This window comes from Mycetocola saprophilus (assembly GCF_000718085.1).
In the GTDB taxonomy this organism is placed as follows: domain Bacteria; phylum Actinomycetota; class Actinomycetes; order Actinomycetales; family Microbacteriaceae; genus Mycetocola; species Mycetocola saprophilus.
In genome coordinates this window covers 31,607-52,396 of the sequence record NZ_JOEC01000002.1, presented here as the reverse complement: position 1 = coordinate 52,396, position 20,790 = coordinate 31,607, and the positions used below count along the sequence as shown (strand labels likewise).

At 61.6% G+C, this 20,790-nt stretch carries 17 protein-coding genes; 9 read left to right on the top strand and 8 right to left on the bottom strand.

The window, feature by feature from the left end; genetic code table 11:
• Positions 1-87 precede the first annotated feature (87 nt).
• Positions 88-1,056, top strand: coding sequence for a thioredoxin-disulfide reductase (gene trxB / locus IE92_RS0105915; protein WP_030147586.1), 969 nt, complete (start codon positions 88-90; stop codon positions 1,054-1,056).
• Positions 1,057-1,074: 18 nt separating this feature from the next.
• Complete coding sequence (trxA, locus tag IE92_RS0105910) at positions 1,075-1,395, top strand: thioredoxin (RefSeq protein ID WP_030147585.1); 321 nt, start codon at positions 1,075-1,077, stop codon at positions 1,393-1,395.
• A gap of 65 nt (positions 1,396-1,460) precedes the next feature.
• On the opposite strand, the gene IE92_RS0105905 is transcribed toward trxA, so the two are convergent.
• The 8 genes from IE92_RS0105905 to rpmH form a co-directional block, all read right to left on the bottom strand.
• Entirely contained in the window at positions 1,461-2,441 is a 981-nt protein-coding gene (locus IE92_RS0105905) for a ParB/RepB/Spo0J family partition protein (protein WP_030147584.1), read from the bottom strand.
• A gap of 2 nt (positions 2,442-2,443) precedes the next feature.
• Complete coding sequence (locus tag IE92_RS0105900) at positions 2,444-3,403, bottom strand: ParA family protein (RefSeq protein WP_051701760.1); 960 nt, start codon at positions 3,401-3,403, stop codon at positions 2,444-2,446.
• 3,298 nt (positions 3,404-6,701) lie between these two features.
• Positions 6,702-7,337 carry a 16S rRNA (guanine(527)-N(7))-methyltransferase RsmG gene (rsmG, locus tag IE92_RS0105890; RefSeq protein ID WP_030147581.1) on the bottom strand — a complete coding sequence of 212 codons (636 nt, stop codon included), beginning with the start codon at positions 7,335-7,337 and terminating at the stop codon, positions 6,702-6,704.
• A 94-nt stretch (positions 7,338-7,431) separates the two neighbouring features.
• Positions 7,432-7,953 carry a Jag family protein gene (locus IE92_RS0105885; protein ID WP_030147580.1) on the bottom strand — a complete coding sequence of 174 codons (522 nt, stop codon included), beginning with the start codon at positions 7,951-7,953 and terminating at the stop codon, positions 7,432-7,434.
• Between the two features lie 5 nt (positions 7,954-7,958).
• On the bottom strand, positions 7,959-8,999 hold the full coding sequence (gene yidC / locus IE92_RS0105880) for a membrane protein insertase YidC (protein ID WP_051701761.1): 1,041 nt from the start codon (positions 8,997-8,999) through the stop codon (positions 7,959-7,961).
• A gap of 8 nt (positions 9,000-9,007) precedes the next feature.
• Positions 9,008-9,316 (bottom strand): membrane protein insertion efficiency factor YidD, encoded by a 309-nt coding sequence (gene yidD, locus IE92_RS0105875; RefSeq protein ID WP_030147578.1) that lies wholly within the window; start codon positions 9,314-9,316, stop codon positions 9,008-9,010.
• Positions 9,313-9,651, bottom strand: a complete 339-nt coding sequence (rnpA, locus tag IE92_RS0105870; RefSeq protein ID WP_030147577.1) for a ribonuclease P protein component — start codon at positions 9,649-9,651, stop codon at positions 9,313-9,315. Before rnpA ends, yidD begins: the two co-directional genes overlap by 4 nt.
• 34 nt (positions 9,652-9,685) lie before the next feature.
• Positions 9,686-9,823 carry a 50S ribosomal protein L34 gene (gene rpmH / locus IE92_RS0105865; RefSeq protein ID WP_022895130.1) on the bottom strand — a complete coding sequence of 46 codons (138 nt, stop codon included), beginning with the start codon at positions 9,821-9,823 and terminating at the stop codon, positions 9,686-9,688.
• 328 nt (positions 9,824-10,151) lie between these two features.
• On the opposite strand from rpmH, the gene dnaA reads away from it, so the two are divergent.
• The 7 genes from dnaA (at position 10,152) to gyrA (ending at position 20,788) form a co-directional block, all read left to right on the top strand.
• A complete protein-coding gene (gene dnaA / locus IE92_RS0105860; RefSeq protein ID WP_030147576.1) occupies positions 10,152-11,588 on the top strand; it encodes a chromosomal replication initiator protein DnaA in 1,437 nt (478 codons plus the stop codon).
• A gap of 627 nt (positions 11,589-12,215) precedes the next feature.
• Complete coding sequence (dnaN, locus tag IE92_RS0105855; RefSeq protein ID WP_030147575.1) at positions 12,216-13,364, top strand: DNA polymerase III subunit beta; 1,149 nt, start codon at positions 12,216-12,218, stop codon at positions 13,362-13,364.
• Between the two features lie 26 nt (positions 13,365-13,390).
• The gene (gnd, locus tag IE92_RS0105850; RefSeq protein WP_255505724.1) at positions 13,391-14,293 is read left to right on the top strand and encodes a phosphogluconate dehydrogenase (NAD(+)-dependent, decarboxylating); all 903 of its coding nucleotides are present in this window, start codon (positions 13,391-13,393) and stop codon (positions 14,291-14,293) included.
• 48 nt (positions 14,294-14,341) lie between these two features.
• Positions 14,342-15,532 (top strand): DNA replication/repair protein RecF, encoded by a 1,191-nt coding sequence (recF, locus tag IE92_RS0105845; RefSeq protein WP_030147573.1) that lies wholly within the window; start codon positions 14,342-14,344, stop codon positions 15,530-15,532.
• Positions 15,513-16,013 carry a DciA family protein gene (locus tag IE92_RS0105840; protein ID WP_030147572.1) on the top strand — a complete coding sequence of 167 codons (501 nt, stop codon included), beginning with the start codon at positions 15,513-15,515 and terminating at the stop codon, positions 16,011-16,013. The genes recF and IE92_RS0105840 overlap by 20 nt, the downstream gene beginning before the upstream one ends.
• Before the next feature lie 122 nt (positions 16,014-16,135).
• Positions 16,136-18,139 (top strand): DNA topoisomerase (ATP-hydrolyzing) subunit B, encoded by a 2,004-nt coding sequence (gyrB, locus tag IE92_RS0105835; protein WP_030147571.1) that lies wholly within the window; start codon positions 16,136-16,138, stop codon positions 18,137-18,139.
• Between the two features lie 81 nt (positions 18,140-18,220).
• Positions 18,221-20,788 carry a DNA gyrase subunit A gene (gene gyrA / locus IE92_RS0105830; RefSeq protein WP_030147570.1) on the top strand — a complete coding sequence of 856 codons (2,568 nt, stop codon included), beginning with the start codon at positions 18,221-18,223 and terminating at the stop codon, positions 20,786-20,788.
• The last annotated feature ends 2 nt before the right edge of the window (positions 20,789-20,790 follow it).

Sequence of the window (20,790 nt, the reverse complement as noted above, 5' to 3'; positions counted from 1 at the left end):
CGTTTTCTGGGCGTCCATCTCCCTCGGGAATGCATGCCACGTACAATGTGTTCTACCCTCCAACAGGACATTCTCAAGGGAGTCTAATTGCGTAACGTCATCATCATCGGATCCGGCCCGGCCGGCTACACCGCCGCCATCTATGCGGCGCGTGCGAACCTCAATCCGCTCCTGATCGCCTCGAGCGTTCAGGCCGGTGGCGAGCTCATGAACACCACCGAGGTCGAGAACTTCCCCGGGTTCCCGGAGGGTATCCAGGGTCCCGAGCTCATGGCCAAGATGCAGGAGCAGGCCGAGAAGTTTGGTACCGAGGTCCTGCTGGACGATGTCACCGAGCTGGACCTGTCCGGCGACATCAAGCGCGTGGTTACCGGCTACTCGGGCGAGTTTGAGGCCGAGTCGGTCATTTTCGCCACCGGTAGCGCCTACCGCAAGATCGGCCTGGCCGATGAGGAGCGCCTGTCCGGCCGCGGCATCTCCTGGTGCGCGACCTGCGACGGTTTCTTCTTCAAGGAAAAGACCATCGCCGTCGTGGGTGGTGGAGACTCCGCCATGGAGGAGGCCACCTTCCTGACCAAGTTCGCCAGCAAGGTCTACGTGATCCACCGTCGTGACACCCTGCGTGCCTCGAAGATCATGCAGGAGCGTGCCCACGCGAACGAGAAGATCGAGTTCATTTGGAACGCCGAGGTCACCGGCATCAGCGGCGAGAACGCCCTGAGTGGTGTCACCCTGACCGACACCGTCACGGGGGAGGAGCGCGAGCTCGCCCTGGACGGCCTGTTTGTCGCGATCGGTAACGACCCGCGCACCCACCTGGTGCACGGCAAGCTGGATCTGACCGAGGAGGGCACCATCGCCGTCTCGGGCCGTTCCTCCAAGACCAACGTCGCCGGCGTCTTTGCCGCGGGTGATGTGATTGACCCCACCTACCGTCAGGCGGCCACTGCGGCTGCTTCCGGTGTCGTGGCAGCCCTGGATGCCGAACACTATCTCGCAGCGCGGGAGAGCGGCGTACAGGACCCCGCAGGCATCGATCTCGCACCCGCTAACTAAGAACATAAGGAGTACATCATGAGTGCACGTGCAGTATCCGAAGCAACGTTCCAGGCCGAGGTCCTCGACTCCGAGAAGCCGGTTCTGGTTGATTTCTGGGCCGAGTGGTGTGGCCCGTGCCGCATGGTCTCGCCGATTCTCGACCAGATCGCAGCCGAGAACACCGACAAGCTCGACATCGTCAAGGTGAACGTGGACGAGAACCCGCAGCTGGCTGCGCAGTTCCAGATCACCTCGATCCCGGCGATGAAGGTCTTCAAGGCCGGTGAGGTGGCCAAGACCATCATCGGTGCCAAGCCCAAGGCCGCCCTCGAGGCAGACCTGGCCGCTTTCCTCTAGGTCAGCACCAACACAAAAACCCCGGTTCTTCCGGGGTTTTTGTGTTTAACTCGGTTCTGATTTGCCTACTTGGGGTCGATACTCTGACCGAGTTCGCCCAGGATTCGGTTCAAATCACCCACGGTGGCGAAGTCGATGGTGACCGAACCTTTTCGAGCCCCCAGGGTGACCTTCACGCGGGTGTTGAGGCGATCGGCAAGCGTTTCCGCTACCTCGTCCAGGTATCCGCGCTTATTGCCCGCCACGGGCTTGCTGGAGCGCGGGGGAGCGGACTTGGTGGCGGCGGACTCGGCCGCGCGCACCGACAGGTCCTCGTTAATGATCTTGTCCGCCAGGTGGTGCATCTTCTCCAGGTCGTTGACCGAGAGGATTGCTCGAGCATGACCGGCACTCAGCACGCCGGCGGCAACCTTCTTCTGCACCGAAGCGGGGAGCTTCAGCAGACGTAGGGTGTTGCTGATCTGCGGGCGGGATCTTCCGATCCGCTCGGCCAGCTGTTCCTGGGTGATCCCGAAATCGCTGAGGAGCTGCTGGTAGGCGGATGCCTCTTCCAGCGGGTTCAGCTGCGAGCGGTGCAGGTTCTCCAGCAGGGCATCGCGCAGCATGTCCTCATCGGCGGTCTCCTTGACCACCGCGGGGATGCGCTCGAGGCCCACCTCGCGGCTGGCACGCAGCCGGCGCTCACCCATGATCAGCTCGTATTTGCCGACCCGAGTGGGGTGGGTGCGCACCACGATGGGCTGGAGTACACCAACCTCACGAATGCTCACCACGAGCTCGGCCAGCGCCTCGGGCTCGAAGTAGGTGCGCGGCTGGACCGCGTTGGGGATGACGTCCGCCGGGTTGATGTCGATCAGTCTCGCGCCCGGAACGGACACCAGCTGAGGTTCCTCGGCGGTGTTCGCTGATTTAGCCGAGTTTTTTGCCGCCGCGGGCTGCTCGGAGGCGGGGAAGAAGACGTCGACCGGTCGGGAGGCCGCAGGATTATCGCTGGTGGGGATCAGGGCGCCGATTCCCCGGCCGAGGCCCGTGCGTTTTGTTGCCATGATTAGGCGTCCTTTCGGGTGGTCGACTGACGCTGTTCAAATTTGCGACCCCATACGGCGATCTCCGCCGCAGCCTCCAGGTAGGAGACGGCTCCGAGGGAGCTCGGGTCATAGCTGATGACCGTCTGCCCGAAGCTCGGGGCCTCGGAGATACGCACCGTACGTGGGATGACCGTGTGCAGCACCTGGTCGGGGAAGTGGGTGCGAACATCCTCGGCGACCTGGTTGGACAGGTTGGTGCGCCCGTCAAACATGGTCAGCAGGATGGTCGACAGTCGGAGACCCGGGTTGAGGTGTTCTCCGATGAGCTGAATGCTGCTCAGAAGCTGGCTCAGACCCTCGAGCGCGTAGTACTCACACTGAATCGGGATCAGTACCTCACGAGCCGCCACGAAGGCGTTGATCGTGAGGAGTCCCAGCGAGGGTGGGCAGTCGATGAAGACGTAGTGGTACTGCCCGGCGACCTCTTCCAGGAGGGAATCCACGGCGTCGCGCAGCAGGTGTTCACGACGATCCTGGGTGACCAGCTCGATTTCGGCGCCGGCCAAATGGATGGTCGAGGGCGCGCAGAACAGGTTTTTGGGGAATTCGGGGCTCGGCATCACCACGTCACTCAGGGAGAACCCGTCGATGAGAACGTCATAGATACTCGGCGTCTCCGCGGTGTGCTCGACACCCAGCGCGGTGGAGGCATTCCCCTGCGGGTCGAGATCGATAACTAGGACACGAGCGCCAGCCTTCGCGAGGGCCGCGGCCAGGTTGACGGTGGTTGTGGTTTTCCCCACGCCGCCCTTCTGGTTGCACACCGCAAGCACCCGAGTTTCGCGGGGGAGTGGCACGGGGAACTGGCCGATTACACGGCGACGCTTACTCAGGTCCGCAATCTCGCGCGCGAGAGGCGTTCCTGCGTCTGGGGTGGCGGTTTCGCCGGTGACCTCGCGGTCAGGCTGTGACTGTTTCACGTGAAACGGACTCCGATCTGTGTCTCCTTAACCGTATCGTGATCAGCAGACATTTGGGGTGTCGATTTCCGCGTGCCGAAGCACAATGACGACGCTCACGCTGTCCAAGACTCGGTGCCTCCACCCCGTCTCGGCACACCCCACGGCCGGAACGCTCCCACCACCCGCGCATCGGCCCGATGTCACCCAGTCAATGTTTCACGTGAAACGGACCCGGTTCCCGCCAACGTAAGCACTGCCCGGCTCCCGGCTCCCGGCTCCCGGCTCCCGGCTCCCGGCTCCCGGCTCCCGGCTCCCGGCTCCCGGCTGATCATCATCCGGACCAAGAGGACCACTTGTCAAAGGGCACCAATTGACCGCAGGCTCCTACACACCTGCCCCATCGGGGGACGCATACGCCCAGTCAGCTCATCGAATGACGCAGCAATAGGCGCTACGAATTCGGGTTGACTGTATTCCGGCAACGCATCGAGGTCATAATGTGGTGTGTTCCTCTGCCGCGGCAGTTCCAGCCGGCTCAGCAGTTCCAGTAGCTCCTGCGGTTCCACCAGCCTCAGCAGCATGGGCTAACCAATCTCAAGCACAGCACAACGATCACTTCATACCCACCGCCGAGCGCCAGTGCTTCATAATAGGACGCCCAAACACATGCGACATCACCGCCCTTGAGCATGCGTTTCACGTGAAACGCTCGACGTCCCTCGGCCCGCGCGACCGTAACTGCTCCGTCCGACTCTCACAGTCGAGCTTGACAGTTCACCATGGTGCGTCACGCCCCGCAAGCATTGGCTGCAAGACGGACGTGGAGCATGAGAGCGACAGCGCTTCCCCGCGCACTCCCACGTCAAGGCTGGTGCTTGGGACGCCAAGACCGAAGCATTGAGATTCGATCGTCCGGGGTACGCAGCACGCCCACGAGTGCATGTATAGACCCGGGTTCCGCTGCCTAAGTGAACCACCGACCGCTGACCTATCGTCGGCAGGCCACGACGGCCGAGCTTTCAGTAGGAGGCAAGACACAGAAAAGTATTCACGCAGGATTGTTTCACGTGAAACGCTCCCCTCATCCACGAGACGGAAGTGCCACGATCTGGCACCGCCAGAAGTCCCCATTTTTGCGCGGCCGCGGGGACAGCTTGCCAGCACTGAGTTCGCGTTCACGGCGACAGGATCTCGGGCGCGGGTTTGTCAAACACAGACACATGGGGGAGGGGGAGAGACGCCACAGCGGCCGTCGATCTATGGGCTGTGTGTTCAGGACCTGAGAGACGGAATTCCGGCGCAGAATTTTGCGAGATGCAGGGACGCGGCCTCAGTGCAGGTGAGTGACCGTGGGCAAGAATTCGAGTGTTCAGGACTGTGTAGGGGCAGAAAGAAGCACTAAACAGAGCAGCGACTTCAGCGCAACATCCGACATCTACAAGAGGGAGCGCAGTACACAGGAAGGCATGTTTGAGCATTGGTTCTGGGAATCCCAGGCACCAGATTGCCAGCCCGAATGGGACGCTATGTGCGCGCAAACACTGCAGAGTCGGAGAAGTAGCCCAAACTCAAAACCGCAATTGAACACGTCGTCAGGCCTACGACCCACGCCCGATTCGCAAAGACGGAATCAATGGAGTGCCTCTGGCCCACAACGAGTACACACAGAGCGAATCGCAAGACCTACTACGCCCATGGATGATGAGGAAGACTATGCGGTTGTGAGTCTGCGAATCTCGATCGACGCAGTGCAACACCCCGTGTATTCCAGTACCGAGAGCATCGTCTCGTGCCATCGACCGCTGTGGGAGCGCCGAAACTGGGCGGGGACAAAACAACGCGGTTCTCTCCTAGATTTGGCCACCCCAAGGTACCCTCGATTAACATCAATGGGTTCGCAACAGGGACCCCGCGGGCAGGCCAAACCGGAATAGGTCGCGTGATTTCGCGTGATTTCGCATATCAAGTGAAAGTCCGGGCAGCGGTGACGGTCCTCGCCCAGACCCGGATTTGTAGGTAGTTCCAAAGTGCGATTCACCGAGCAGCACGCCACACTGACGGGTGCGGAGAACTGTACCGTTTACAGGGCCGCTATGAATGCGGCTGGTGCCCCAAGGGAGCAGTATCTGGCGCGCACCACCAGTCGGGCAGCGCGGTGGCGGCGGCCGCAGGGGACGCGGGGCACGGGCAGTGAGAAGCGGGGCACGGGCAGTGAGAAGCGGGGAGCGGGGAGCGGGGAAGTCATCGTAGATCACCCGCGGGGGAGGGGATCGGAACGCGAAGCAGACGTTACGTAGATGGCACTCCAAGGTGAAGGTTGGAGCGTACAGGTCGAAAAGTGTGCCGCCTGAGAGGTCACGTTCGACGGCTGAGAAGGACGCATGTTTCACGTGAAACATCGAAGAGGAGCCACCTCGGACCCGTACACGACCCCACAAACGTGAACGCGATTCCACATCGACCCCGTCAGTAACGGCGCAGGAAGAGGTTCGGAAGGCACCGGCGGAACGTGACGAAGCACCCAACTTCGCCTGCCTGCACCCACGCACCCACGCACCAACGCACCCACCCACGCACCAACGCACCCACCCACGCACCAACGCACCCACCCACGCACGCACCCACGCACGCACGGACGGACGGACGGACGGACGGACGGACGGACGGAAGAGCATATTCGGCAGCGAACGATAGCGCACACCAAGCGCGAGCCAGGGTGGATAGAGACGGAAATGAATCGAGCGAGGTTCCACCCCCACGAGACAACGTGAGGTGAGTCTAGGTGAATTGAGTCGAGACACGGACGTGTGAATTGAGCACAAATGAGGACAGTGCCCACACGGGGAGTCTTCAACTGAGCACCGAAAGGCGTGCATCAAACTCGAACGAACTGCACTCACCCAAGGACATCATCACACCGCGCAAACACGAAAAGAAAAAATGCGCGCCGGACCGACGCCGTGAAGAAATTGAAGACGACTGGTCCGTGAAATGGGTAAAACGGGCGGCCAGGCGGCGCGACCTCAACAAACCTGGCCGATCGGTCAGTCAAAAAACTACCTGACCTGGCATTTAGATTGGCAGAATCGGAAAAACGATTCTTAGGAACGAGGAATGCGAAAACCCGGCCGGCAAAATGAGATTTCTCGGGAGAATCGATCTGGACACACCACTTTTTGACACAAATTGGATGAAAGAGGCCAAAACCGAGCTCGAGAGTGCCGTCCAGCGCGAGTCAACGAGTCTTACGAAAATACGAAAACGCCCCCATCAACAAATGTGATGAGGGCGATCGGAAATCGACGCGGACTAAAAACTAGGCGCGAACGAAACCTCGCACCACGCGGGTGACCTCGGAGGTGACACCTTCGCCCAGGACGTCCACCCGAATATCGGAAACCTTGAACCGACGGATCTCCTTCGCCGCGGCGGCAACTTCGGCTTCGGCGTTAATACCCTTCATCAACACCAGCTCGCCACCATCGCGGAGCAGGGGAGCGGTCAGCGGGAGCAGCTTGCGGAACGCACTAACGGCGCGAGCGGTGACCTGGTCGAGCGGCTCATCGAGCGAGACCTCTTCGGCACGAGCCCGAAGCACGGTGGTGTTCGTGAGTCCCAGTTCCTCAACCTGATTGTTGAGCCAGGCAACCCGGCGCTCCATCGGCTCGATCAAGACAAAGTTCACATCGGGGCGCGCGATGGCCAGGACGAGGCCGGGGAGACCAGCCCCGGTACCAATATCGCCGACGCGGCCCGGGCGCAGAAGCGGAGCAACCAGCGCCGAATTCAGGATGTGTCGGCTCCACAGGCGGGGAAGTTCGAGCGGGCCGATAAGCCCCAGCTCCTCCCCACGGCGAGCAAGGTTCTCGGTGAAGGCACGGGCTACGGTGAGCTGATCGCCCAGAATGACGGCGGCTTCGGCCGGCTCGGCCTCGAGGTTTTCGATGGTCATGATGTCCCTTTGATGGTTAAAAGGCCCCGTGTTTCACGTGAAACACGGGGCCCGAAAAGGTTGTGCGGACGGCCCCAAAAAGGTGCCGAAAACGCTAGGAGCGAGTGATGACCGTGTGCCGGTCGCGACCCTCGCCGGAGGAGTTGGAAACGAATCCCCGAGCGGCCACAAGGTCGTGAACAAGCTTGCGCTCATAGCTCGACATCGGGGGCAGCGCGGCGGAAGTTGCGCCGGCCTCAAGCTGCTCGGCGGCGCGATCCACCAGGCGAGAAAGCTCCGCCTCGCGAGCCGCGCGGGAACCACCGATATCCAGAATCAGACGGGAGAAGGCCCCGGTCTTACTCTGCACTGCCAAGCGAGTGAGTTCCTGAAGGGCATTGACGGTTTCGGTGTGAGACAGGACCGAAAGGTTGGAATCTGCCTCGTCGCTCTCGGTCACCGCGAGGTAGGCGCGGCCGTTGCGTACGTCGATATTAATGTCACCATCAACATCGGCGATATCGAGGAATTCTTCGATGTAATCAGCGGCAATTTCACCCTCCTCTTCGAGCTCGGCCAGGGTGGGTTCCTGATCACGAGCCTCGCGAGCGACGGGGGAGTGGGACAGTTCGGTCATCTCGGTCACTTCCTCGGAGTGTTGTTCGACGCGCCGGAGCCGTCGTCATTCTTCTTGGGCTGCTGTGCGGTACCACCCGGCTGCTGCGGGGTGCCGCCGGCCTTCTTGGCCCGGTTCTTTCCCATCGGCTGCTGACGCTGTACGGGCTTACGCTCCTCCACAACGATCGTGGCGGAATCGGACTTGGGCTCCAGCTTGCCCTTACGAGCCAGGCGAGCCTCGCGCTCACGCGCGGCCTCGGAGCCCGGCATCGGCATGTTGCGGATGATGATGAACTGCTGAACCATGGTCCAGATGTTCGTGGTCAGCCAGTAGAACATCACGCCCAGCGGGAAGGCGAAACCGGAGAACAGGAAGACGAACGGCAGGATGTAAAGCAGGATTCGCTGCTGCTTGAACATCGGGGAGGCCTTGGTCTCGTCCGACATGTTCTTCGAGACGATCTGCAGCTGGGTGATGAACTGCGATGCGGTCATGACCACAACCATGATCGCGGCGATAATCATCACCAGGACCTGGGGGCCTGCCGGGTCGTTCATGGCCGACTGGAAGCTCGAGTGCAGCGGTGCACCACCGAACAGACGGGCCTCACCAAACTCCTTGGCGAGGGTCGCGTTCAGCGGTCCCACACCGGCCTTGGAGTTCTGCGCACCATTCAGCACAGAGAACAGCGAGAAGAAGATCGGCATCTGCACAAGCAGCGGAAGGCAGGAACCCAGCGGGTTCGTTCCGGTGTTCTTGTACAGGGCCATGGTCTCGCGGCTCATCGCCTCACGAGAGAGCTGGTCGCGCTTGCCCTTGTACTTGTCCTGAATCTTCTTCAGCTGAGGAGCGACCTCCATCATCCGACGCTGATTCTTGATCTGCTTCACAAACAGCGGGATCAGGGCGGTACGGACCACGAGCACGAGGCCCACGATCGACAGTACCCACGTGATACCGGCGGCAGAGTCCATGCCGAAGAAGGTCAGCAGCCAGTGCCAGGAGACCAGCAGGAGCTCGACCACCCATTTCAGTGGCCACAGAATAGTTCCTAGGAAGTCCATCGCTTGGGTCAGCCCTTTCTCTGGGTCGAAGCTACGACAAAGCCGCGCGTCGTAGTGGTGTAGCGGAAATGTTTCTTCGGCGGGACATCATCGATGCCGCCGGCGGCCCAGGGGTTGCACCGCAGAATTCGAATACCCCCACGCAGGGACCCGAGAAGCAGGCCACGCTGCTGGATCGAGCCCAGGGTGTAGGCCGAGCACGAGGGGTAGTACCGGCAGACATCCCCATACAGAGGGGAGATCCACCGTCGGTAAAGCATCAGGATCGCCAAGCCGATATTGCGTGGGACCAGGAGGAGCGTGTCAAGCACAATCATTTCGGCGCGAGCCTGGATGAGGATGATTCGACATCGGAACGGAACGCATCAAACTCGGCGGTGGCCGCCGAGGGGAACGCCCGATAGACAATCTCGGCGCCGGGTGGAAAGCTCTCGCGGAGCTCAAAACTCGCGGCCTTGAGGCGCCGCCGCACCCGATTTCGGGTGACGGCGTTGCCCACGTTCTTTGCAACAATGAACCCGAATCGCGGAGGACCGCCATTCGGGTTCATGTGCATATATGCAACAGTCACCGCGCCAACGTTCCGACGTCCCCGACGCACCAGACGCTTGTAATCGGCGCCCGTGGTGATACGGAGTTCGGAGGCTAGCACGGTGATGTGCGTTTCGCTTGGGGCTTCGGCGCTATTAGGCCGAGAGCTCGGTGCGCCCCTTGCGGCGGCGCGCCGACAGGATTGCGCGACCCGCACGGGTGCGCATACGCAGACGGAAGCCGTGCACCTTGGCGCGACGACGGTTGTTCGGCTGGAAAGTTCTCTTGCTCATAATCACTCACTCTTGGGTAGGACATTCACTGCCCGGTTCGTAAAGGCAGAGAAAAACTGGGTGCCCGAAGGCTACGTCAACCAATTAAAACTACGGCCTAACACGCGCGGGGTCAAACCGAAGTTGCTCAAAACATCAATTATCCACAGATACACAGCTTCGCGCCAGACTAACGCGGGGGTGATTTTTCCGCTAGATTTGGCCGATCGGTGCATAAGCGGTTAGCGTGAGTGAGTCAGTTATCCCCAGATACGGGGGCCTGAATCCCGGTAGATACGCCACTTCGACGCTTTCCGTGGATAAGCCTGTGAATAACTTTTGGGGAGATATGTCCAATCAGCTCGACGAGACCCAGCAATCCTGGCAGCTTGTGCTCGACGCAATGTCGCAGGATTCCCGCGTCACTCCGCCGCTGCACGGCTTCCTCAACCTGGTGATTCCCAAGGGTGTCATGGCCGGAACCTTCTATCTGGAGGTCCCCAACGAGTTCACCGCCGGGCAGCTCAACACCCGGATGAAGGCGCCGCTGATCCAGGCGCTCGGTCAGACCGAACAGACTCACGGTGCCAAAACCTTCGCGGTGGTGGTCAATCCCGAGATGATCGATGACGAACCCGAGGTGGAACTGCCGGCCACCGATCCCGAAGCCGGGATCTACACTCCGGAGACTGCGGCGCCGATCGCGAGTCCGGTGGGGGAGCAGATTCACCCCGCCCGACAGAACGACACCCGGCTGAACCCCAAGTACTCGTTTGACAACTTCGTGATCGGGCAGTCCAACCGCTTTGCCCACGCGGCAACGGTGGCCGTGGCCGAGGCACCGGCCAAGGCGTACAACCCGCTGTTTGTCTACGGGGAATCCGGTCTGGGTAAGACCCACCTGATGCACGCGATCGGGCACTATGCGATGAGCCTGTACCCGGGCATCCGTGTCCGCTATGTCTCCAGCGAAGAATTCACCAACGACTTCATCAACTCGATCGCCAACAACCGCGGCTCCGCCTTCCAGGCGCGCTACCGTGATATCGACATCCTGATGATCGACGATATTCAGTTCCTGCAGGGCAAGGCGGAAACGCAGGAGGCGTTCTTCCACACCTTCAACACCCTGCACGATCACAACAAGCAGGTGGTGATCACCTCCGATCTGCCGCCCAAGGCTCTCACCGGCTTCGAGGATCGGATGCGCTCGCGCTTCGAGTGGGGTCTGATCACCGACGTTCAGGCACCCGACCTGGAAACGCGAATCGCGATTCTGCGGAAGAAGGCACTCAGCGAGAAGCTCCTGATCCCGGATGAGGTGCTGGAGTTCATCGCGTCCAAGGTCTCCTCGAACATTCGCGAGCTGGAGGGCACCCTGATTCGGGTGACCGCGTTCGCGAGCCTGAACCGCACCCCGGTGGATATGAACCTGGTGCAGACGGTGCTGAAGGATGTCATCACCCTCGACGAGGACAACGTGATCTCCCCGGTGGACATCATCAACACCACCGCCGCGTACTTCAAGCTGAGCGTCGACGACCTGTACGGCTCCAGCCGGTCGCAAGCCATCGCCACCTCACGCCAGATCGCCATGTATCTGTGCCGCGAGCTCACCAACCTCTCGCTCCCCAAGATCGGCCAGCTCTTCGGCGGACGGGATCACACCACCGTGATGTACGCGAATAAGAAGATCGGAGACCTGATGCAGGAGCGTCGTTCGATCTATAACCAGGTCACGGAGCTCACCAGCAGAATCAAGCAGGGACACCGTTTTAACGGCTAAATCCATTTTTTGACCCTCGAAACGGATCCCAACCGGATCCGTTTCGAGGGTTTTTGCGAAAAAACAGCCTCTGAGAACGTTTTTAAGCGCACCCAAAACATTGCGCTTGGACGATCTTCGAGGCTGTTTTGCGATGTGACGCGCCCAAAATGCGCCCGCACGAGGCGTCCGGTTAAGAATTTTTTGTCCCCGGAGAGGGGCGCTCTCGCGCCACTTATCCACAGATTTCGGGGGATCGTCCCCAAGTGCACAATGTGGATAACTGTGTGGAAACCTGTGGACAGATTCGGGGAAACCTGTTCACTTAACGAGGCGCCTTGTGAAAAATCCCTTAAATCACGCGGTTGGCGATCACGGGTCTCACAGCGAATCACACAAACCGCACACAGGCTCGGCGCCCCGCTTCGCCAACGGATTCCCGGGATTAACAGACTTATCCACAGTTTCCACAACGGTTAACACGATTAAAGATTCTTAAATGAAATTACTGGCCCAACAACCTTTGCGGCTTGGCCGGGCTCAAATCGACCGCGTCTCACCACGGGTAGCTACCCGTGAAACACAAAAACTCAGCAAGCACGGCTAACATGGTGTTTCCAGAGCTTCTAAACGACAGGGGAACTCAAAGTGCGATTTAGCGTCAATCGCGATGTCTTCAGCGAAGCCGTCTCATTCGCGGTGAAACTGCTCCCGCAGCGCACCACGCTGCCGATCCTGAGCGGTGTGCTGATTGAAACCAACGACACCGGGCTTACTCTCTCGAGTTTTGACTACGAGGTATCCGCGCAGACGAAGATCGTTGCCGAAATCGAAGAATCAGGGTCGATTCTTGTTTCCGGTCGTCTGCTCGCGGATATCGCCAGCCGTTTGCCCAACGCTCCGGTGCAGTTTGCCACCGAGGACAACCGCATTCTGGTGACCTGTGGCTCGGCCAGCTTCACGCTGCTCTCGATGCCGGTGGAGGAATACCCCAGCATTCCCGAAATCTCGGGTCAGTCGGGGCTCGTACCCGCCGATGAGTTCTCGGCTGCCGTGGCACAGGTTGCCGTGGCCGCTTCGCGAGACGATGTCACCCCGGTCATCACCGGCGTGCAGCTCGAGGTTGCCGAAAACCACCTCGGCCTCGTGGCCACCGATCGCTACCGCGTTGCGGTCCGTGAAATCGACTGGGATTCCGGTGAAATCGGTGGTGGCGAACCCATCACCGCCCTGGTTCCCGCGCGAACCCTCCAGGAGGTCGGAAAGACCTTCGGTCACTCGGGAAACATCTCGGTGGCGTTCACCAGCAAGGACGACCGCGAGCTGATCGCGTTCTCCGCGGACAACAAGACCGTGACCTCGCTGCTGATCAAGGGCACCTTCCCCCCGGTGCGTCGCCTCTTCCCCGAGACCACCGAGAACTACGCGGTGATCAACACCGGAGAACTCATCGAAGCCGTCCGACGTGTGTCGCTGGTTCTGGAGCGCGAAGCGGCGCTGCGGTTCACGTTCACGATCGACGGTCTCGTGATGGAGGCAGTAGGTTCCGAGCAGGCACAGGCATCCGAGAAGATCGATGCGCTGCTGACCGGCGAGGACATCGTGCTGTCGCTGAAGCCCGCGTTCCTGATCGACGGCTTGAACGCCGTTCGGAGCGAATTTGTTCGGTTCTCGTTCACCAAGTCCGAGAACACGAACAAGCCGGGACCGATGCTCATCACCGCGCAGTCCTCCAAGGACCAGCCCGGTGCTGACAGCTACAAGTACCTGCTGCAGCCCAACCTGCTGCTGCGCTAACCCGAGTCCTCCCCCGAGACTCACAGATGGAAGAAGAAGAAATGCACATTGGACTGATCGGCCTGGGCAAAATGGGTGGCAACATGCGCACCCGCCTGCGTGCTGGAGGCATCGAGGTAACCGGTTACGACCGCAATCCCGAGGTTTCCGACGCTGCTTCGGTGGCCGAGATGGTCGCGGCTCTGCCCGCCCCTCGCACCGTGTGGGTCATGGTTCCCGCCGGCAAGATCACCGACTCGGTCATCACCGAGCTGGGTGGCCTGCTCGAGCCCGGTGACCTGGTCATCGATGGTGGTAACAGCCGCTTCTCCGATGACTTCGAGCACGCCAAGGAGCTCGGCGAAAAGGGCATCGACTACGTGGACGCCGGTGTTTCCGGTGGAGTCTGGGGTGTCGAGAACGGTTATGGACTGATGGTTGGTGGATCCGCTGAGCAGGTTGCTCGCGTGATGCCGGTCTTCGACGCTCTGCGTCCCGAGGGTCCCCGCGAAGAGGGCTTCGTGCACGTGGGCGAAATCGGTGCCGGTCACTACGCCAAGATGGTTCACAACGGTATCGAGTACGCCATGATGCAGGCATTCGCCGAGGGTTTCGAGCTGCTTGAGGCTCGCAAGGACCTGATCAAGGACGTTCCCGGAACCTTCGAGGCATGGCAGCGCGGCACCGTTGTGCGCTCGTGGCTGCTGGACCTGCTGGTTCTGGCACTCAAGGAAGACCCGACCCTGGCCGAGATCGAGGGCTATGTGGAGGACTCCGGCGAGGGCCGTTGGACCATCGAAGAGGCCATCAACAACGCCGTCGCCGTGCCGACCATTGCCGCCTCGATCTTCGCGCGCTTCGTGTCGCGTCAGGATGACTCCCCCGCGATGAAGGCCGTCGCCGCACTGCGCAACCAGTTCGGTGGACACTCGGTCAAGTCCGCGGAGTAATAACCCGCGGCACGACTCGTGCCGCCACGCCACTAACGGGGTGATGACATGATCGTGACGCATCTGAATCTCGCGGATTTTCGTAATTACGCGAGTGCGGATGTCGCCGTGAGCCCGGGTGCGAACCTGTTTGTGGGCAAGAATGGCCAGGGTAAAACCAATTTGGTTGAGGCTCTGGGCTATCTGTCCACACTCGGTTCGCACCGGGTCTCCGGGGACGCGCCGATGATCCGTGCGGGTCAAAATTCGGCGGTTATCCGCGCAAAACTGCACCACAATGGCCGTGATCTGTTGGCCGAAGTACAGATCAACCGGGGCGCCTCCAATCGGGCGCAGATCAACCGCGGCCAGATTAAGCCGCGTGAGTTGCCGCGCTACTTCTCGAGTGTGCTGTTCGCCCCCGAAGACCTCGGCATTATCCGGGGCGATCCTTCCGCGCGGCGCCGCTTCCTGGATCAGCTGCTCGTGCTGCGCACCCCGCGGCTGGCCGGAGTGCTGGCCGACTACGAGCGGGTGCTGCGTCAGCGCAATACGCTGCTGAAATCCGCACGTGCCACCGGCGTCAAGGAGTCCCAGCTGACCACCCTGGAAATCTGGGATGACAAGCTGGTTGCGCTGGGTAGCGAGATTATTGCCGAGCGGCTCGCGCTGATTTCGGACCTGCAAGTGCCCATTCGCACCGCGTACTCCGAGGTTGTGGGCGCCGATCACCGGCCCGGCCTGGTGCCCGTGCTGTCGATTCTGGGCAACGATACCGAGACCGATGATCCCGAAAACGTGGTCTGGGATCCCTCCGGCGGCGCCGACCGCGGGCAGATTATCGCGACCTTCCGGGCCGCCCTGGTCGAAAAACGGCGCTCTGAGCTTGATCGTGGCGTGACCCTGGTCGGTGCACACCGCGATGATGTGCGCTTTGATCTCAACGGTCTGCCGGTGAAGGGCTATGCGAGCCACGGCGAATCCTGGTCGTTTGCGCTGGCGCTGAAGATCGCCTCGGCCGAGATTCTGCGTCGGGATTCGCTGCTGGGAGACCCGGTGCTGATCCTCGACGACGTGTTTGCCGAGCTGGATCAGCGGCGCCGCGCCCGCCTGGCGACCATCATCTCGCGCTATGAGCAGGTGTTTATTACCGCCGCGGTCCTCGAGGATATCCCCGAGGAGCTCACCGCTCACATCGTGCATATCCGCTCGGGCACGGTGGTGGATCCGGAGGTGATCGATGCCTTCGCCGAAGGATAATCGCCCGGCCGAGGCGATGGCGGTGTACGAACACTTCAAGTTTTTGTTCACCGGAACCCGGCCCAGATCGCGCAAAAAGCGCCAGGATCCGCGGGATTCCGGGCAAAGCTTGCCGTTTAGCCCGGGGCGGGAGCCGCGCGGCCTCGGCGACGTGATGAGTGCGCTGACGGTTCAGCTGGGATGGGACTCGAACCTGTCCCAGGCCGAGCTGATGGCGAACTGGATCGCGCTGGCGGGGGAGGAGACCGCCAAGCACTCGAGCCCGATCGCCGTGGAGAACGGCACGCTCAGCGTGCAGTGTGAGTCCACGGCCTGGGCCACCCAGCTGCGTTTGATGCGGTTGGAGATCCTCAAGCAGATTGCCCTGCGCTATCCCGAGGCGGGCATCGAGGGCATCCGCTTTGTCGGACCGAACGTCCCTTCCTTCAAACGTGGTCCACGATCCGTTCAGGGCCGTGGTGTGCGCGACACCTACGGGTAACCCAACAAAAGTGGTCGACCAGCCAAAAAACCCGCCGTAGAAGCCAAAATAGCCGCCCAAATGCGGCAATTCTTGGTAGACTGGGAAGGTCGAATTCACGACGGTTTGGAGCCCAATTTCATATGTCATCAGAACCGAATATGTCGGCACAGTCAGGCGACTACGGCGCAAGTCAGATTCAGGTTCTTGAGGGTCTCGAGGCGGTCCGCAAGCGGCCCGGTATGTACATCGGATCCACAGGACCTCGCGGTCTGCACCACCTCGTCTACGAGATTGTTGACAACTCGGTAGATGAGGCATTGGCCGGCTACTGCGACAACATCATCGTTACCATCCTCGAGGACGGCGCCGTGCGCGTTGTCGACAACGGCCGCGGAATCCCGGTGGATATCCACCCGGTAGAGGGCAAGTCCACCGTCGAGGTGGTGCTCACCATCCTGCACGCCGGTGGTAAGTTCGGCGGCGGCGGATACGCCGTTTCCGGTGGTCTGCACGGTGTGGGTAGCTCGGTTGTGAACGCGCTCTCGACCCGACTGGACGTCGAGGTGAAGCGTCAGGGCAATGCCTACCGCGCGACCTTCCACAACGGTGTCGCCGATGCGCCGCTGTCCAAGGATGAGGCCACCGACGAGACCGGAACCACCATCACGTTCTGGCCCAACGCCGAGATCTTCGAAACCGTCGAGTTCGACTACGACACCCTGCGTACCCGCTTCCAGCAGATGGCGTTCCTGAACAAGGGACTGCGCATCGAGCTCATCGATGAGCGTGTGGACGAGATCGAGGAGCCCGCCGAGGGCGAAGAGGCCACCGTTCCCACCAAGAAGCACAACGTGTTCCACTACGAGCGTGGCCTGGTGGACTACGTGGAGCACCTCAACCGTGCCAAGCGCTCCGAACTGGTCAACGACGAGATCATCTCGTTTGAGCAGGAGGACACCGAGCGCAAGATCGCGCTGGAAATCGCGATGCAGTGGACCACCTCGTACTCCGAGAGCGTCCACACCTACGCCAACACCATCAACACCCATGAGGGTGGAACCCACGAGGAGGGCTTCCGCGCCGCGCTGACCACCCTGGTCAACCGCTACGCCCGCGAGAAGAACATCCTCAAGGACAAGGACGACAACCTCTCCGGTGACGACGTGCGTGAGGGCTTGACCGCCGTCATCTCGATCAAGCTGGGTGAGCCGCAGTTCGAGGGCCAGACCAAAACCAAGCTGGGTAACACCGAGGCCAAGGCCTTCGTGCAGAAGGTTGTGGGCGATCAGCTCTCCGACTGGTTCGAGCGCAACCCGATCATCGCCAAGGCGATCATTACCAAGGCGCTGTCCGCAGCAACCGCACGTCTGGCAGCCCGAAAGGCCCGCGAAACCGCGCGCCGTAAGGGTCTGCTCGAGGGTGGCGGAATGCCCGGAAAGCTCAAGGACTGCCAGTCCAAGGACCCCTCGGTCTCCGAGATCTTCATCGTCGAGGGTGACTCCGCCGGCGGTAGCGCCGTGCAGGGTCGTAACCCCGAGACCCAGGCGATCCTCCCGCTGCGTGGCAAGATCCTGAACGTGGAAAAGGCCCGCCTGGACCGCGCCCTGGGTAACGCCGAGGTGCAGGCCATGATCACCGCATTCGGTGCGGGCATCGGCGAGGACTTCAACCCCGAGAAGGCTCGATACCACAAGATCGTGCTGATGGCCGATGCCGATGTGGACGGCCAGCACATCACCACCCTGCTGCTGACCCTGCTGTTCCGATACATGCGTCCGCTGATCGACCAGGGCTACGTATACCTGGCGATGCCCCCGCTGTACCGCCTGAAGTGGTCAAACTCCGCCCACGAGTACGTCTTCTCGGATGAGGAGCGCGACGACCTGCTGGCCAAGGGTGTGGCCGCCGGAAAGCGGATCCCCAAGGACAACGGCATCCAGCGCTATAAGGGTCTGGGTGAGATGGACTACCGCGAGCTGTGGGAAACCACGATGGCACCCGAGACCCGCACCCTGCGTCAGGTCACCATGGATGACGGCGCCGCCGCGGATGAGATCTTCTCGACCCTGATGGGGGAGGACGTCGAGGCTCGACGCACCTTCATCCAGCAGAACGCCAAGGACGTGCGCTTCCTTGACATCTAGCGTGAGTGCGGCCCAGCCGCAGCCCGATTTTCACTTCCGGAACCCGGCCGGTTCCCGCGCCGAGAGGTAACGAAGGACAAAATGAGCGACGAAACTAACTCCGAAGAAAACGCCGAGCAGATCGACCACGGCGTGCACGGCAAGATCGACCAGGTTGATCTGCGCCTGGAGATGCAGCGCAGCTACCTCGACTACGCGATGAGCGTGATCGTGGGTCGTGCGCTGCCCGAGGTGCGTGACGGCCTGAAGCCCGTGCACCGCCGCGTGATCTACGCGATGTATGACGGTGGTTACCGCCCCGAGAAGGCGTTCTCCAAGTGCGCCCGCGTGGTCGGCGACGTGATGGGGCAGTTCCACCCGCACGGTGACTCGGCGATCTACGACGCCCTGGTTCGTCTGGTGCAGCCCTGGTCGCTGCGCTACCCGCTGGCCCTCGGCCAGGGAAACTTCGGTTCCCCCGGTAACGACGGCGCCGCGGCCCCGCGATACACCGAAACCAAGATGGCCCCGCTTGCCATGGAGATGGTCCGCGACATCGACGAGGACACCGTCGACTTCCAGGACAACTACGACGGTCGCACCCAGGAGCCCGCGGTTCTGCCGGCCCGATTCCCGAACCTGCTGGTCAACGGCTCGGTCGGTATCGCCGTGGGTATGGCCACCAACATCCCCCCGCACAACCTGCGTGAGGTGGCCGCCGGTGCCCTGTGGCACCTGGCGAACCCCGAGGCGCCGCGTGAAGAGGTCCTCGAGGCGCTGATGGAGCGCATCAAGGGACCGGACTTCCCGACCGGTGCGCAGATCCTCGGTGTCAACGGCATCAAGGACGCCTACCGCACCGGCCGTGGCTCGATCACGATGCGCGCGGTTGTCAACGTCGAGGAGATTCAGGGTCGTACCTGCCTCGTGGTTACCGAGCTGCCCTATCAGGTCAACCCGGATAACCTGGCCATCCGCATCGCCGACCTGGTCAAGGACGGCAAGCTCGCGGGCATCGCCGACATTCGCGATGAGACCTCGGGTCGTACCGGTCAGCGTCTGGTCATCGTGCTCAAGCGCGATGCCGTGGCCAAGGTCGTGCTGAACAACCTGTACAAGCACACCCAGCTGCAGGAAAACTTCGGCGCCAACATGCTGGCGATCGTGGACGGCGTGCCGCGCACCCTGTCTCTGGACGGCTTCATCACCGCCTGGACCACGCACCAGGTCGACGTGATCGTGCGCCGCACCCAGTTCCGTCTGCGCAAGGCCGAGGCCGACGCGCACATCCAGCGTGGTTACCTGGCCGCCCTGGACGCCCTGGACGAGGTGATCGCGCTGATTCGTCGCTCCCCGGATGTGGACAAGGCCCGCACCGGCCTGATGGAGCTGCTGAAGGTTGACCAGCTGCAGGCCGACGCGATCCTGGCGATGCAGCTGCGTCGTCTGGCCGCCCTGGAGCGCCAGAAGATCATCGACCGGGCCGCCGAGCTCGAGCGTGAGATCGCCGAATACAAGGCGATCCTGGACAGCCCGGTGCGTCAGCGCGAGATCGTCAGCGAGGAGCTGACCGAGATCGTGGACCGCTACGGCGATGACCGTCGCACCGAGATCATGTACGGCTTCGACGGCGATATGAACATCGAGGACCTGATCCCCGAGGAGGAGATGGTCCTGACCGTCACCCGCGGCGGATACATCAAGCGCACCCGCAGCGACAACTACCGCTCGCAGCACCGCGGCGGCAAGGGCGTTAAGGGTGCCCAGCTGCGCGCCGATGACGTGGTGGAGCACTTCTTTGTGACCACCACCCACCACTGGCTGCTGTTCTTCACCAACACCGGACGCGTGTACCGCGCCAAGGCCTATGAGGTCATCGAGGCCGGTCGTGACGCCAAGGGTCAGCACGTGGCCAACCTGCTCGCGCTGCAGCCGGGGGAGGAGATCGCTCAGATCCTCGATATCCCCGACTATGCTGCCGCCGAGTTCCTGGTGCTGGCTACCCGTGGCGGATTGGTCAAGAAGACCTCGCTGTCCGAATACGACACCAACCGCACCGGCGGTATCATCGCGATCAACCTGCGCGAGGGCGACGAACTGGTTTCGGCGATGCTCGTGGAACAGGACAGCGACCTGATGCTGGTGTCCCGCCAGGGAATGTCTATTAGATTCACAGCGGATAATGAGGCGCTGCGTCCGATGGGTCGATCGACCTCGGGTGTGACCGGCATGAAGTTCCGCGGAGACGACAACCTGCTCTCGGCCTCGGTGCTTCCGCCGGCCGGCGAAGAGGGCTTTGTTTTCGTGGTGACCGAGGGCGGTTTCGCCAAGCGCACCGACGTGGAACAGTACCGTGTTCAGGGCCGTGGCGGCCTGGGAATCAAGGTTGCCAAGCTCAGCGAGGACCGCGGCGAACTCGCCGGTGCCCTGGTGGTCGGTCACGAGGACGAGGTTCTCGTGGTCCTGGCCAGCGGCAAGGTGGTAAGGTCTGCCGTGGCCGAAGTTCCGGCCAAGGGTCGCGACACCATGGGTGTTGTCTTCGCCCGGTTCGCAGATAATGACCGTATTATTGCGCTTGCGCGTAATAGCGACCGCAATCTTGACGGACAAAACGGGGAAGACGAGACCGACGCACCGACGGTAACGGAATCGTCCGAGAAGGAAGAATAAGC

Coding starts and splice junctions, on each gene's coding strand:
- IE92_RS0105840 (WP_030147572.1), top strand. CDS start 15,513: ATGCCTTCGCCGAAGGATAATCGCCCGGCCGAGGCGATGGCGGTGTAC.
- IE92_RS0105885 (WP_030147580.1), bottom strand. CDS start 7,953: ATGACCGAACTGTCCCACTCCCCCGTCGCTCGCGAGGCTCGTGATCAG.
- dnaA (WP_030147576.1), top strand. CDS start 10,152: ATGTCCAATCAGCTCGACGAGACCCAGCAATCCTGGCAGCTTGTGCTC.
- yidC (WP_051701761.1), bottom strand. CDS start 8,999: ATGGACTTCCTAGGAACTATTCTGTGGCCACTGAAATGGGTGGTCGAG.
- rpmH (WP_022895130.1), bottom strand. CDS start 9,823: ATGAGCAAGAGAACTTTCCAGCCGAACAACCGTCGTCGCGCCAAGGTG.
- IE92_RS0105905 (WP_030147584.1), bottom strand. CDS start 2,441: ATGGCAACAAAACGCACGGGCCTCGGCCGGGGAATCGGCGCCCTGATC.
- yidD (WP_030147578.1), bottom strand. CDS start 9,316: ATGATTGTGCTTGACACGCTCCTCCTGGTCCCACGCAATATCGGCTTG.
- gyrA (WP_030147570.1), top strand. CDS start 18,221: ATGAGCGACGAAACTAACTCCGAAGAAAACGCCGAGCAGATCGACCAC.
- gnd (WP_255505724.1), top strand. CDS start 13,391: ATGGAAGAAGAAGAAATGCACATTGGACTGATCGGCCTGGGCAAAATG.
- rsmG (WP_030147581.1), bottom strand. CDS start 7,337: ATGACCATCGAAAACCTCGAGGCCGAGCCGGCCGAAGCCGCCGTCATT.
- gyrB (WP_030147571.1), top strand. CDS start 16,136: ATGTCATCAGAACCGAATATGTCGGCACAGTCAGGCGACTACGGCGCA.
- recF (WP_030147573.1), top strand. CDS start 14,342: ATGATCGTGACGCATCTGAATCTCGCGGATTTTCGTAATTACGCGAGT.
- trxA (WP_030147585.1), top strand. CDS start 1,075: ATGAGTGCACGTGCAGTATCCGAAGCAACGTTCCAGGCCGAGGTCCTC.